Origin of the sequence: Angustibacter sp. McL0619, assembly GCF_049994355.1 — a bacterium.
Taxonomy (GTDB): domain Bacteria; phylum Actinomycetota; class Actinomycetes; order Actinomycetales; family Angustibacteraceae; genus Angustibacter.
Genome location: NZ_CP188257.1, coordinates 1,645,300 through 1,658,106, shown reverse-complemented (window position 1 = coordinate 1,658,106; position 12,807 = coordinate 1,645,300). Strand labels below are relative to the sequence as shown.

Sequence of the window (12,807 nt, the reverse complement as noted above, 5' to 3'; positions counted from 1 at the left end):
GTGGGCAACACCACCGTGCTCACCGAGGCCATCAAGGCCGGGTCGGCCATCGCCGCCGAGACCAAGGGCCGCCTCCTCGTCACCTTGATCACCCCAGGCGTGGGCAGCAGCGGCTACTACGCCGCCGAGGTCCTCCAAGAGGCAGCGACCAGCAAGGTCTGGCCCGCCGGCACCCACTGCTACGTCAACCACCCCTCCGAGTCCGAGATGTTCGACCGCCCCGAACGGTCCATCGACGACCTCGCCGCCGTCCTCACCGAGGACGCCCGCTGGGACGGCACGGGCCTGGTCGCCGAGGCGCAGGTGTTCCCCCACCACAAGCACCTGACCGAGATGGCCGGCTCGATCGGCATGTCCATCCGCGCCGGCGCCGTCGTCTCCGAAGGTGAGATCGAGGGCCGCAAGATGCCCATCGTCGACAAGCTCACCGAGGGCATCTCGGTGGACTTCGTCACCCACGCCGGCCGCGGCGGCACCTTCGAGGTCCTGGAGTCCGCCCGACCCACCCGCGTCGTCCAGCGCGCTGTGGCCCGCGGCGTCCGCGAGGCCACCGCGAACGACACCCGCGAGGCCCTCGGCTCGGCGCTTCGTGAGCGGTTCACCGGCGACAAGACGTGGGTGTGGGTCCGCGACTTCGACGACGCCCAGGTCTGGTTCGAGCTGCAGACCGAAACCGAGGACGCCTGCTACCAGCTGGCCTACGAGCTCGACGCCGCCGGCACCGCTGTCCTGTCGGACGACGACCCGGTCGAGGTCCGCGTCCACACCGAATACGTCCCAGTCGACCCGGCTGGGCAGTCCACCACCACCCAGGAGTCCGAGGAGGACACCATGCCCCAGATCGAGGAGGCGCGACTGCGCCAGCTCGAGGAGGACGCCGGCCGGGTGCAGACGCTCATCTCCGAGCGCGACGCAGCCAGGACGGAGCGAGACGACGCACAGCGCGAGCTGGCGGAGGCCCGCGTCCAGCTCAACACGGACGCCGCCGCGCGCGTCGTCCGCGAGGCCGCCGACGGCGCCGAACTCCAGCTGAACGACCTGGAGCTCGCCGGCCTGGCCGCCAACGCCCCGCTGGCCGAGGACGGTCGCGTCGACGAGGCCGCGCTGCGCACCCGCGCAGACGAGGCCATCGCCAAGCAGAAGGAGTCCCGCGGTGCGGGGACCGTCCGCAGCTTCGGCCAGACCACCGGTGCCGACGGCGAGGGCGAGCTGAGCGAGGCCGACCTCGACAAGCTCATCGCCGGCGCCTTCGGCAACACCGTGAAGGAGGGCTGAGCCATGGCCAAGAACAACAAGTTCGCGTACACCAGGTCCCGCGCCATCGCGGTCCCGTCGTACTGCGTGTCCGGCTCCCCGGTCAACGTCGGCTCCCTCGTCGGGGTCTGCCTGACCGGCCGCGGCGTCGACGGCAACGCCTCCGGTGAGGCCACCGTCGCCCTGGACGGCGCGTTCACCGTGAACGTGATCACCACCACGACGCGGTCGGTGGGCCAGCCGGTGTACATCATCACCGCGACCGGGGTCATCACGACCACGGACAACTCGGCGGCGAACCCGATCTTCGGGTACTGCCTCGAGGCCAAGGGCTCCGCAGCCGCGGACGTCCTCGTCGAGATCGCACAGGTCTGAGGAGGCCACCGTGACCCAGACCCTGCTCCGTGGCGCGGCCGACGTGGCCGCGGCGGTTGCCGAGCGGACCGCGCTGTCGCGGCCCGGCGGCTCCCCCGCGCACCGCAAGGCCGTCGCCGAGGCGACGCAGCTGTTCGCGCTCGCTGCGTCCGGCAACCGCAACGCACTCACCGTCCTCGCGGAGGCGATGTCCACCTCGGACTTCTCCTACGTGTTCGGCGACGTCCTGTCCCGGTCCCTGGCGCAGCGGTACGCCGCCGCGCAGCCGGTGTGGCAGCAGTACTCCCGCCGCACCACCGTCCGGGACTTCCGGGCCACGAACATCGTGGACCTGCTGGGCGGCAACGCACTGCTCGAGCGGGTGGCTCAGCACGAGCCGTACCCGCGTGGGTCGTACACCGACAGCCAGATCCAGATCCTCGTCGCCAAGTACGGCCGGGCGATCGCGTGGTCGTGGGAGATGGGCGTCAACGACGACCTGGGCGCCTTCCAGGCGGCCCCCGGTGACCTCGCCACCGCGGCGACCCGCACCGAGGACTACCTGACCACGTCGGTCCTGGCCACCGTGTCCGGGCCGGCCTCGTGGCTGGGCACCCCGAAGACCACGGCGCTGTCCGCCGTCAACCTGGAGGCGGCCCTGCAGATCGTCACCAACCAGGTCGACGACGCCGGCAACCCGGTCGAGGTGGGCACGCCCATCCTGATGGTGCCGACCGCGCTGCTCCTGACGGCGCAGAACATCATCAGCACCACCCAGGTCCGCACCCAGACGGGCACGGGCTCGGGCTCGACGCTGACGGACATCAACGGCAACGGCCTGTCCCGCACGCCGAAGCTCGTCGAGAACCGGTGGCTGACCGTCATCAACAAGGACGCGAAGGCGCCGACCACGTGGTTCCTGGTGGCCGACCCGAACTCGGAGCGGCCGTCGGTGTTCACCGCGTTCCTGCGCGGCCACGAGACGCCGGACCTGCGGCAGAAGGCCTCCGGGTCCGTCCGCCCCGGCGGCGGCGCGGTCGACCCCAACGAGGGCGACCACGAGCACGACGACGTCGAGTACCGCATGCGGCACGTCGTCGGCGCGGCTCAGGGCTACGTGGAGGGCACGTTCGTCTCCACCGGTTCCTGACCGCCGGCTCCTTCTCCCGTCACCCAGCCCTCCCCCGGGGCTGGGTGACGTGGGGTGGGTGTCGGGGGCGTCAACACGGCCCCGGGCAACCGCACGGGACATTCAACGCTGGTCGTTAAGGCCGCTTGGGGGCGTCCACCGCCCGGTCCTTTCCGCCCCTGCAGCAGCGCGTCCTGCGTCCCCGACACCACCCCAACGCCCGGGAGGCCCTGGTGGACTACACGACCCCCGACGGGCAGGTCCGCCTCCTGATCGCCGACGTCGCCGAAGACCCCGACGAACAGGTCCTCGACGACGACCAGGTCGCCGGGTTCCTCGCCCTCGAGGCGGGCGTCGTCAAGCTCGCCGCAGCGGCCGCCCTCGAGGCGATCGCCGTGTCCGAGGTCCTGGTGTCCAAGGTGATCCGCACCCAGGACCTGGCCACCGACGGCACGAAGGTGTCCGCCGAGCTCCGCGCCCGCGCGACCGCACTGCGCGCGCAGGCCGCCGAGCTGGGCGAGCTGGACGACGACGCGTTCACGGTCGTCGACTTCCGGCCGCGGTGCGGGCCCGAGCACGTCAGCTGGTGCTGACCGTGCCCTTCCCGAGCACGCGGGTCATCCCGGCGGGCTGGTCGAAGCACCACCAGGTCGTAGCGGCCGGCGGGATGAACGCCACCGTGCAGCTCCTCGAACCGAGCGCGGACGGGGGCGACTTCGACCCCGACACAGGCGACACCAGCGACGCTGAGCCCACCACCCGATGGACCGGCCGAGCCCGGATCCAAGTGGTGACCGGCGAAGGCCGGACCGTCGACCAGGCCGAGCAGATGGTGACGTTCCGCGGCTACCTCGTGCAGCTCGACGAGAGCGACTCGAACTCTCCGGTGCCGGACGACGTCGCCGTCGGGTGGCTCGTCAAGGTCACCGCGGCGTTGAACGACGTCCGCCTCGCCGGCCGGTCACTGATCGTCGACGACGTGCAGTCAGGGTCCGAGCGGTTCACCCGCGACCTCATGTGCAACGACAACCTCGGCTGATCGGAGGGCGTCATGGTCTCCGTCTGGTTCGAAGGCATCGACCAGCTGAACAGCCTCTCCGCCGACCTCGGCAAAGCAAGCGCGCGGGTCGGCCGGCTCGCCGCCGTTGCCGTCCGCGCATCGGCATCGGACATCGAACGGAACGCCAAGCTGTTCTGCCCCGTCGACACCGGCAACCTGCGCAACAGCATCAGCACCGACCTGCGCGGCGACGGCCGGTCACTGGCCATGGAAGCCGAGATCGGGCCAACCGCGAACTACGGCGCCTACGTCGAGTTCGGCACCTCCCGGATGGCACCACACGCCTACATGGGTCCCGCGTTCGACCGGGGTGCGGTGCTCTTCCAGTTGGCGATCGAGCAGCTCACCGCCCACATCCTCGACTGACCCAAGGGGGCGCTGTGGCCGACCTGCCCGACGCGACCGTCGTCCTCCTGTCGGCAGCCCTGGCGCCTGTCCCGTTCTACGACGGGAAGCTGCCGGCGAACGAGTCCGACATCCCGCTCCGATACGTCGTCGGCTACTTCGACGACGGCACACCGTGGGCCGGGGACGTCGCGCACACCAGCGACCTGTGCACGTACCGGTTCCAGCTCACCTACGCGACCAAGGGGTCCAAGGCGTCCCGTCGGGCCGTGTCGTGGCTGCGGAACACCTGCCGGGCCGCGCTCATCGACGTCGTCCCGGACGTCGACGGCTGGCAGTTCGGGCCGTACGAGCTCGACCTCGCACGCCCGGTCGAGCCCGACAACGACGTGCCCAGCAGTCCCGCCTTGTTCGCCGTGGACCAGTTCGCGATCTACGGCGCCCGCGCCTGACCTCCCCGATCGTCCTCGACCCCCGGAAGGGGAGACACCGCGATGCCCAAGCACACCCCGTCCGACGAGTTCCAGCCGATCGAGGTCCAGATCGGCGAGCAGACCCCGCCCGCTGTCAGCGAGGTGGACTTCACGCCGGCCCCACCGGCGATCGAGAAGCCGCACCCCGCGGCCCCCAAGAAGGAGGACTGACATGCCGCGGATCGTCGATCTTGGCATCACGAAGTACCTGTGGGTTCCCGCGGGTGGCGTCGCGGTCGTCACCGCACCGACCGCCGCCGAGCTGACTGCCGGGTCCGTGAAGGACATCTCGCAGTTCGTGGTCACCACGACCAACGTGCAGGCATCCGCGTCGGACACCACGAACGAGAAGGCCATCACGGACACAGCCAACGTCGTGGTCCCGACCATCGGGAACTACGAGGGCAACCTCGTCCTCTTCCGCGACTTCACCTCGGGCGCCCCGACGTCCTCGGTGGACCTGCTGGCCACGTTCAACGCGGCCGGGATCGTGGGCTACGTCGTGCGCCGGGTCGGCAAGGCATCCTCGGCTGCCGTCGTGGCCACCGACGTCGTGGATGTCTTCAAGTTCATGACGGACAACCCGCAGATTCAGGGTGGCACCGGTGAGGGCTACCTCAAGCTGACCGTCCCGCTGCTGCAGCAGGGCTCGTTCAAGGTCGGCGCAGTCGTCGCCGCCTGACCCCCAGACGGAGGGGCGGTGTTCCTGCCGGTGCGCCGCCCCTCCTGCACGTCCCCTCCCACCGGCAGATCACCGGCAGAAGGAACACCATGACCAGCACTCCCGACGACCTGGCCCCCGACTCGTTCGACTTGGACGGGTGGATCAACGGCAGCAAGCCCACCGTCCGGTCCTGCGAGATCGTCGGCCGCGGTGACCTCGTCGCCCAGGCCGAAGACCTGCTGCGCCGCTACGAGCGGGCGAAGAACACGCCGGCCGACGACCGGGGCTTGAATGACGACTCCCCCGACGCACTGCTGTCCGCGCTTGAGGTGCTCGAGGAGCAGATGTCCGCGTCGCGGACGACGTGGCACCTGCGGGCGCTTCTGCCTGATGAGGTCGACGATGCCGCGAAGGCGGCCGAGGCAGCCAAGCCTGATGGGCAGGAGGCCGCGGATCTCACCGCGTTCCAGCTGGCCGCCGCGGTCGTCCGAGTCGAGCAGCCGAACGGCTCAGTGATCCACTCGGCCACCGCGGCCCAGATCATCGCGTTGCGCGAGAGGCTGGGCGACCTGCAGATCATGCGGCTCGTGCAGGCCCTGAATCGGGCCATGAGCGAGGACCCGATGATCAGCGGCCCTTTCTCGCAGACGTCCTCTCCCGGCCGCGATGGGCTGGCGTAGTCGCCGAAGTCCGCACGGCCCGTGACTGGCGTGTCCCACCCGGCCTGATCCGCTTCGGCCGCAACGAGTGGACGCTCAAGGACCGGATCCTGGCCCTGGCGCTGACCATGTACGAGTCGTCGTTGTGCTCATGTGGGCACCCGATCAACCGGGCCCACAACGAGGACATGGAGGGCTACTACTCCAAGGTCGAGCGGCTGTGCCAGGCGTGCCGGGTCATCGAGCTCGCGCAGGCTGACGACCGCCCCGAGGCGGGCCGCAAGGTCGGCGTGGTCGACGACTCCTACGGCGAGGGCTTCGAGCCCGACCCGCGGTTCCTGTCAGCCGGGAGTCAGTAGTCGCTTCACGGCGCCGACGATCAGGGCGCCGCCGCCGATGAGCACCAGGGCGTAGCCGAGTAGCCCAGCCGCGCCGACCAGGCCCGCGTCGCCGACGTTGTTCGACGCCAGTACCCACATCACGGCGGCCAGCAGGAGCCCGACCGGCAGGCACACGACGCCGACGGCGATGGCCTTGTTCCCCGCCCGGACCTGACCTTCTGCGGTGCTCATACCACCCATTGAACACCCGGATGGGGGCGGACCGTGGCTGATCGTTCGGTTGTCGTCCGCCTCCGGGCTGAGGTCGATGGATTCAAGCGTGGGATGGCGGAGGCCGCTGCGTCCACCAAGGTCGTCGGCGAGGAAGCGAAGCGGACCGCAGCGTCAGCGACCACGGCCAGTGAGCGGATGGTTGCGTCTGCGCACAAGAACAAGGACGCGTGGGAGAAGTCCGGGCGGGCGATGCTCCTGACCGGCGCTGCCCTGGCTGCCGGTGTCGCGATCAGCGTCAAGACGTTCATGGACTTCGACGCTCAGATGTCCCAGGTCAAGACCCTGTCCCACGCGACCGCGTCCGAGATGGACCAGCTGACCAACGCTGCCCTGTCGATGGGCCAGGGGATCGGTTTCTCGGCGAAGCAGACCGCTGAGGCTGAGACCGAACTCGTCAAGGCGGGCCTGTCCGTCAAGGACATCCTCGGTGGCGCGCTGGTCGGTGCCCTGAACCTCGCCGCCGCCGGGCAGATCGACGTGGCTCAGGCCACCGAGATCGCGGCGTCGGCGATGACGCAGTTCAAGCTGTCCGGCAAGGACGTCCCGCACATCGCGGACCTTCTCGCGGCGGGGGCGGACAAGGCCCTCGGTGGCGTCGGTGACCTGGGGTCCGCCTTGTCGTCGGCGGGTACGGTCGCCCACCAGTTCGGGTGGTCGCTGGAGGAGACGGTCGGCACGCTCGCCGAGTTCGCGCAGAACGCGCAGATCGGTGAGAAGGGCGGCACCTTGGTGCGGCAGATGCTGCTGCAGCTGGTGAACCCGTCCAAGCAGGCCAAGGCCGTGATGGACGAGTACAACTTCTCAGTCGAGTCGGCCAACGGCGGTCTGATTCACTCCAGCGAGCTCGCGGGACGGCTACAGAAGTCCTTCGGTGGCCTGACGCCGGCAGTGCGCACCCATGCCCTCGCGGTGATCTTCGGCGCGCACGCCATCCAGGGCGCGAACATCCTGATGACCGACGGCGCGAAGGTCAACGCCAACTGGGGCACCTCGATCAACATTGCCGCGTTCGCCGCGCAGCAGGCGGCCGGGAAGATGGACAACCTCAAGGGCGACCTTGCCAAGCTGCGGGCCGCGCTGGAGAACGACCTGATCAAGACCGGGTCGTCGGGCAACACCACGCTGCGCGGGATGACGCAGGCCGTCACCAAGCTGGCCACCCTGTACGGGGGGCTTCCCAAGCCGGTGCAGGCCACCGGCCTCGCCCTGCTCACCACTGCCGCAGCGGCATCGCTCGCTGGCGGCGCCTTCCTGACGCTGACCCCGAAGATCATTGCGGTCAGGACGGCGCTGACCGGAGTCGGCGTCTCGGCCGTGCGAGCCCGCGCGGCGCTCGTCGCAGTCGGCAGCGGCTTCACGGTCATCGCGGCAGCCGAGGCGGCAAACGGGATCGGCGACTGGATCGGGCAGACCGAGACCGCGACCGTCGGCACGAAGCAGATGGCTGCGTCCCTGCAGGAGTTGGCGAAGTCCGGGAAGCTCGGCGACGCCGGGCTGCAGAGCCTCACCGTTTCCGGGAAGCGCCTCTCGGGTGGCCTGTCGTCGTCGAGTGAGGCGCTCAAGAACTTCGGGACCGACGCCTTCAACGCTCTCGACCAGGGCTGGGACGCGCGCATCGGCCGCTGGCAGCGGATGGGCGCCGCAACCAGCAAGTTCAACAAGGACGTCGGCCAGCTCGACGCCGGCCTGGCAGAGCTCGTGCGCACCGGCCACGCGGACGACGCTGCGACCGCGTTCCAGCGGCTGACCCAGGCGGCCGTCCAACAGGGTGTGCCGCTAAAGGTCGTTGCGTCGCAGTTCAAGCAGTACGGCGCGGCCCTGAACGAGGCGAAGGACAAGGCGAACGCCGACACCCAGGCGACCAAGAAGCACACCCAGGCGACAGCCGACGGCATCCCGGTCACGCGCTCCATGGCCGACGCGATGCTCCTGCTCGGACCGTCCGCGAAGTCCAGTGACAAGGCCGTCCAGGGCCTGGCTGAGGAGCTGGACAAGTACCAGCAGAAGGTCGCCTCTGCGTTCCAGTCATCCACGAACGTGCTGACCAGCTTCACCATCGACACCGGCAAGAAGGCCGGGACGGCCGCCGCACAGCTGACCGCGTCGTATAAGACGACGCTGCGCAAGGCCCGGGCGTTCGCATCTGACATTGCCGCGGCGACCCGGCGGGGCTTGGACCCGACCATCATCGCGCGTCTGCTCGAGGCGGGCCCGGCGGCGGCTGGGCCCGCGCTTCGGACGATGGTCGGTGACCACTCGAACCGGCTCATCAGGATGGCCAACCAGTCCGAGAAGGCGCTCGGCAACATCCAGGCCCGCGTGCTGGAGGAAGCACGGCTGACGAACCTGGCGTTGCAGTCGGGTACCGACACGATGACGCACGATCTCGCGGCCGCTATGAGGATCACCGAGGCCGAGGCTTCGGCGGGCGGCAAGGCGACTGCGGCGGCACTGGCCAAGCAGCTGCACATCGGCGCCGGTGAGGTGAAGCGGATCGCGGCCGAGTTCGGCATCTCCATCGCCGCAGGCGTGACGTCCGGAACCACGAAGGCGGGCCTTGGAGTGACAGGGCTGGGCCATACCGTCCGCGGCCTGCCGACCAAGCACGCGATCACCTTCTCCGTCCCTGGCCTGCGTCCGGCGGCGTCGAGTGTCGCGGCGTTCGCGCAGCAGCTCAACAACCTGCCGGCGCAGAAGCGGGTCCAGATCCTGTACGCGCCCAAGACTCTGCCCGGCCCGGGGATCGCGGCGCCGGGCATGCCTCACACTGCTGTGCCTCACGCATCCACGCACCACGCTGCCGTGCACCCCGCGTCGGGTGGCCTGATCACCGGCCCCGGGACGGGCACATCCGACTCCATCCCCGCGATGGTCTCCAACGGCGAGTACGTGATCAACGCTGCATCGACCGCCAGGAACCTACCGCTGCTCCGCGCGATCAACGCCGACAAGTACGCAGACGGCGGCATGGTCGGCGGCTGGTCCAGCCCCCAGCGGTTCGTCTCAGGCGCCTCCACAGCGCCGCAGGTGACCGTCCAGGCACCCGGGGTATCCAAGACCATCCAGGTCATCGCACAGGGCCCGGGAGCCGCTGAGATCGCCCGAGAGATCGCACTGAGCGAACGACACCGCGAGGCACTCACACGGGTCTACGGGTAAAGGGGCTCGACGTGCCGGTCCTCGCAACGATCGTGACCCTGCCCGACAACCGTTCCATCATCGTCCCGGACACCCGCCGCCTGGAGTTCGAGTCCCTTGACGGGACAAGCCTGATCGACTGGGCCGGGGACGAGTTCATCGCCCTCAACGGCATCACCGGCATCGACGTCCCGCCCCGCGACGTCATCCGCCGCCAACTCCCCGGCCTGCCCGGCTCCCGGATCGACGAGATCCGCGACCTCGAGCGCCAGGTGTTCATCCCCGTGCACACCCGTCCGGCGGATCGGGACTGGCGTACCCACCTCAAGCAGCTGGCCAGCGTCCGGTCGTTCCTGAACTACCGCGACCGCGACTACGTGGCAGCCGAGGGGACGTTCGACCTCGTCGGGTACGGCGACGGGACGCGGCGGGTGCTGCGGTGCACGTACCTGTCCGGCATGGAAGGCGACTACGGCTCCGACCAGATGTTCGGGTGGTGGCGGGCCGATGGCGTGACCCTGCTGGCCGTGGACCCGTACTGCCGCGGCAGCGAGTGGTCGACGCCGGTCGTGCAGCTGCCCATCGTCGCACCGTTCCTGTCGAACGACCCGGCCGACGGGTTCCCCCGCGCGATCACCGCGTCCGTGGCCCTTGGCGCGAACATGCCCGTGATCATCGGCGGCGACGTCCCCACCCCCGGCACCGTCGAGCTGATCGGGCCCGCCGACTCGACACACATCACCAGCCCGGCCGGCCTGGACGTCACGCTGGACGCGATCGACACCGGCGACCTCCTGGTCCTGCAGACCGGCCGGACGAAGTCGTTGACCCTCAACGGAGTCCGCGCGGACGAGCTGCTGATCGGCGACTCACCGCAGTGGGCGCCGTTCCAGCCCGGCGCCACCACCGTCTCCATCGTGATGACGGGCGCGAGCAGCGACACCCGCGCGCGCGTGTACGGGACCGAGCTGTTCGAGACGTTGTGGGGCTGACGTGGCCGGCCCCTGGACGCTGCGCGTCCGTAAGGCAGACCTGTCCTCCGGGCGGATCATCAACGACTGGCAGGGCGCGCTCGACGAGCGCTGGAACATCGCGGACACCCTGCAGGTCACCGGACGCTGGGACGCGCTGTGGCCGCTCTGCCAGACCGCCCCGACCCTGGGCGTCGACCAGCTCGACGGCGGATGCACCCTCTCTGATGGGTCCGGGCGCCGGTTCTCCGGGGTGCTGGCTGACGTCGACTACGAGTTCGACGGCGACCAACTGACTCTCACGTTCGAGTCGGACCTGATCCACCTGTGGGATCGGGACGTCTACCCCGATCCCGCGCACGTGTGGGAGTCGCAGGCCACGGACTACGACGTCCAGACGTCCTCTCCCGCGGAGACCGTTGCGCTGCACTACATCGACAAGAACGCCGGGCCGGGTGCGGTCGCCGCGCGTCGCGTGTCCGGTCTGGTCGTCCCATCGTCCCTCGGGCGCGGCGGCACGATCGACAACCTCAAGGCCCGGTTCGACTCCCTCGGCCGCTTGGTCGCTGACATCGCGATCGCTGCGGGGTTGCGGGTCACCGTCCTGCAGGACGAGGCCGACCTGAACGTGACCGTCACGGCCTCGACCGACCGCACGGCCACGGCTCGGTTCGGCTCGGGCTACTCCGGTGGGACGGCCGGCGTCGGACAGGGCGCCTACGTCCGGTTCAGCAGGCCGGACCTGACACGTGGGCTCGTCGCCGGCGGTGGGCTCGGGGCATTGCGGGTCCTGCGCGAACGCGAGGACACGGCCGCCGAGACGGCGTGGGGTCGGCGCATTGAGCAGACCGTCGACCAGTCCAGCACCAGCGACACGGGCGAGCTCGACAAGGCCGGGGACGACGCCCTCGCAACTGGTGCGCAGCCCGTCCAGCTGAACGCCCCCGTCATCGACCTCCCGGACCTGCGACTCGGCGTGGACGTCCAACTCGGCGACCTCGTGACCGTCGACCTGCGCCGCTGGGTCGTGCAGGACCGGCTGCAGCAGATCACCACCGTCATCTCCGGCGACCCCGGCTCGCCGACCGTGACCGTAACCGGCGTCATCGGCTCCGACGAGGCCGGCCTTACCCGCACCCAGAAGGAGTTCCTGGCGATGAAGCGACAGCTGCGGAAGGTGGTGTCCCAGTGACCACAGTGTCGCGACCCGTCGTCGCGTCGGTCTCCGGGCCGGACGCGAACATCGACCACGTCCTGTGGCGGACCCTGTTCGACGACGCCGGCGGGATCGTCCTGGCCGACGGGTCCGCATCCGGCCTGGACATCAACCACTCCGGCGACCTGCGCCTGACCCTGTCCGCCGTCGACGACACCGCCACCGTCGGCGTCGGCTACTACCGCTACCGCGGCTTCGAGTTGCACGTCTCGCCCGCCCACGGCCTCACACTGGCCGCTGTCACCGGGTCCGCGAAGACGTACCTGATCGGCGTCATGTACAACCCGGCGAACGAGTCCACCGACGACGGGCCGCTGTCCCTGTACGCCGCCCTGGACACCGCCGTGACCATCCCGTCCGGCGGGTCGTTCCGCAAGGTATGGGGTGTCACCCGCCAGCCCTCCCAGGTCCTGTCGCTGGCCGCGAAGGCCGACTACCGCCAGTACGTCGGCCCGCAGCTGTGGGCGCCGCCCGGGGTTCGGCCGTCCGACGCCGCGTTGGGCACCCGCCTGCACGACGGCGTGAACGACTGGCTGCGAGTCCGCAACGCTGCCGCGACCGGTGGCGAGTGGAAGTGCCTGACGCTGCCGGACTGGGATGACCTTTCCCTGACGGGGAGCGTGGTGACGGGTGCCGGCCTGACCCCGCGGATCGGCGTCGCCGGCGGGCGGGTCTGGATCGAAGGACAGGTGAAGCGCTCGGTTGTGGGCGCGAACTTCGTCCCGGACTCCGACGTCACCCTGTTCACCCTGCCCGACGAGCTCTGCCCCGCCCGGCTCGTCGAGATGACGCTCCTGACCTCGTTCTCCGGGGCCAGCACGTCCGCCCGGCTGCAGATCAACACGAACGGCGTAGTCATCCTCAACTGCGCCGATTCCACCCCATGGGTGCAGCTGGACGGCTGCAGCTGGTTCCCGAAGGCGGCCTGAC

General features: G+C 69.9%; 16 protein-coding genes. 15 read left to right on the top strand and 1 reads right to left on the bottom strand.

Annotation, left to right across the window (positions count from 1 at the left end):
* The 11 genes from ACPPVT_RS07530 (at position 1) to ACPPVT_RS07480 (ending at position 6,297) form a co-directional block, all read left to right on the top strand.
* The gene (locus tag ACPPVT_RS07530) at positions 1 to 1,275 is read left to right on the top strand and encodes a hypothetical protein (RefSeq protein ID WP_426566388.1); all 1,275 of its coding nucleotides are present in this window, start codon (positions 1 to 3) and stop codon (positions 1,273 to 1,275) included.
* 3 nt (positions 1,276 to 1,278) lie between these two features.
* Entirely contained in the window at positions 1,279 to 1,629 is a 351-nt protein-coding gene (locus ACPPVT_RS07525; protein ID WP_426566387.1) for a DUF2190 family protein, read from the top strand.
* 10 nt (positions 1,630 to 1,639) lie between these two features.
* Positions 1,640 to 2,758, top strand: coding sequence for a hypothetical protein (locus ACPPVT_RS07520; RefSeq protein ID WP_426566386.1), 1,119 nt, complete (start codon positions 1,640 to 1,642; stop codon positions 2,756 to 2,758).
* 212 nt (positions 2,759 to 2,970) lie between these two features.
* Entirely contained in the window at positions 2,971 to 3,330 is a 360-nt protein-coding gene (locus ACPPVT_RS07515; RefSeq protein ID WP_426566385.1) for a hypothetical protein, read from the top strand.
* A 2-nt stretch (positions 3,331 to 3,332) separates the two neighbouring features.
* A complete protein-coding gene (locus tag ACPPVT_RS07510; RefSeq protein WP_426566384.1) occupies positions 3,333 to 3,776 on the top strand; it encodes a DUF6093 family protein in 444 nt (147 codons plus the stop codon).
* Positions 3,777 to 3,788: 12 nt separating this feature from the next.
* Complete coding sequence (locus ACPPVT_RS07505) at positions 3,789 to 4,163, top strand: HK97-gp10 family putative phage morphogenesis protein (RefSeq protein WP_426566383.1); 375 nt, start codon at positions 3,789 to 3,791, stop codon at positions 4,161 to 4,163.
* 14 nt (positions 4,164 to 4,177) lie between these two features.
* A complete protein-coding gene (locus tag ACPPVT_RS07500; RefSeq protein WP_426566382.1) occupies positions 4,178 to 4,594 on the top strand; it encodes a hypothetical protein in 417 nt (138 codons plus the stop codon).
* 42 nt (positions 4,595 to 4,636) lie between these two features.
* On the top strand, positions 4,637 to 4,786 hold the full coding sequence (locus tag ACPPVT_RS07495) for a hypothetical protein (protein ID WP_426566381.1): 150 nt from the start codon (positions 4,637 to 4,639) through the stop codon (positions 4,784 to 4,786).
* A gap of 1 nt (position 4,787) precedes the next feature.
* Positions 4,788 to 5,297, top strand: coding sequence for a hypothetical protein (locus ACPPVT_RS07490; RefSeq protein ID WP_426566380.1), 510 nt, complete (start codon positions 4,788 to 4,790; stop codon positions 5,295 to 5,297).
* Between the two features lie 89 nt (positions 5,298 to 5,386).
* Positions 5,387 to 5,959, top strand: a complete 573-nt coding sequence (locus ACPPVT_RS07485) for a hypothetical protein (protein ID WP_426566379.1) — start codon at positions 5,387 to 5,389, stop codon at positions 5,957 to 5,959.
* Between the two features lie 107 nt (positions 5,960 to 6,066).
* On the top strand, positions 6,067 to 6,297 hold the full coding sequence (locus tag ACPPVT_RS07480) for a hypothetical protein (protein ID WP_426566378.1): 231 nt from the start codon (positions 6,067 to 6,069) through the stop codon (positions 6,295 to 6,297).
* On the opposite strand, the gene ACPPVT_RS07475 is transcribed toward ACPPVT_RS07480, so the two are convergent.
* Positions 6,280 to 6,510, bottom strand: coding sequence for a hypothetical protein (locus tag ACPPVT_RS07475; protein ID WP_426566377.1), 231 nt, complete (start codon positions 6,508 to 6,510; stop codon positions 6,280 to 6,282). The genes ACPPVT_RS07480 and ACPPVT_RS07475 overlap by 18 nt on opposite strands.
* A gap of 93 nt (positions 6,511 to 6,603) precedes the next feature.
* Here ACPPVT_RS07475 and ACPPVT_RS07470 point away from each other — a divergent pair, with 93 nt between their 5' ends.
* The 4 genes from ACPPVT_RS07470 to ACPPVT_RS07455 are packed head-to-tail and all read left to right on the top strand — an operon-like array spanning position 6,604 to position 12,806.
* Entirely contained in the window at positions 6,604 to 9,711 is a 3,108-nt protein-coding gene (locus tag ACPPVT_RS07470) for a phage tail tape measure protein (RefSeq protein ID WP_426566376.1), read from the top strand.
* A gap of 11 nt (positions 9,712 to 9,722) precedes the next feature.
* Entirely contained in the window at positions 9,723 to 10,682 is a 960-nt protein-coding gene (locus ACPPVT_RS07465; protein WP_426566375.1) for a hypothetical protein, read from the top strand.
* 1 nt (position 10,683) lies between these two features.
* Positions 10,684 to 11,853 carry a Gp37-like protein gene (locus ACPPVT_RS07460; protein WP_426566374.1) on the top strand — a complete coding sequence of 390 codons (1,170 nt, stop codon included), beginning with the start codon at positions 10,684 to 10,686 and terminating at the stop codon, positions 11,851 to 11,853.
* The gene (locus ACPPVT_RS07455; protein ID WP_426566373.1) at positions 11,850 to 12,806 is read left to right on the top strand and encodes a hypothetical protein; all 957 of its coding nucleotides are present in this window, start codon (positions 11,850 to 11,852) and stop codon (positions 12,804 to 12,806) included. Before ACPPVT_RS07460 ends, ACPPVT_RS07455 begins: the two co-directional genes overlap by 4 nt.
* Position 12,807: the final 1 nt, after the last annotated feature.

Excerpts from the sequence above, each read along its gene's own strand:
- ACPPVT_RS07475 (WP_426566377.1), bottom strand. The coding sequence starts at position 6,510 with ATGAGCACCGCAGAAGGTCAGGTCCGGGCGGGGAACAAGGCCATCGCC.
- ACPPVT_RS07525 (WP_426566387.1), top strand. The coding sequence starts at position 1,279 with ATGGCCAAGAACAACAAGTTCGCGTACACCAGGTCCCGCGCCATCGCG.
- ACPPVT_RS07495 (WP_426566381.1), top strand. The coding sequence starts at position 4,637 with ATGCCCAAGCACACCCCGTCCGACGAGTTCCAGCCGATCGAGGTCCAG.
- ACPPVT_RS07470 (WP_426566376.1), top strand. The coding sequence starts at position 6,604 with ATGGCGGAGGCCGCTGCGTCCACCAAGGTCGTCGGCGAGGAAGCGAAG.
- ACPPVT_RS07485 (WP_426566379.1), top strand. The coding sequence starts at position 5,387 with ATGACCAGCACTCCCGACGACCTGGCCCCCGACTCGTTCGACTTGGAC.
- ACPPVT_RS07505 (WP_426566383.1), top strand. The coding sequence starts at position 3,789 with ATGGTCTCCGTCTGGTTCGAAGGCATCGACCAGCTGAACAGCCTCTCC.
- ACPPVT_RS07480 (WP_426566378.1), top strand. The coding sequence starts at position 6,067 with ATGTACGAGTCGTCGTTGTGCTCATGTGGGCACCCGATCAACCGGGCC.
- ACPPVT_RS07490 (WP_426566380.1), top strand. The coding sequence starts at position 4,788 with ATGCCGCGGATCGTCGATCTTGGCATCACGAAGTACCTGTGGGTTCCC.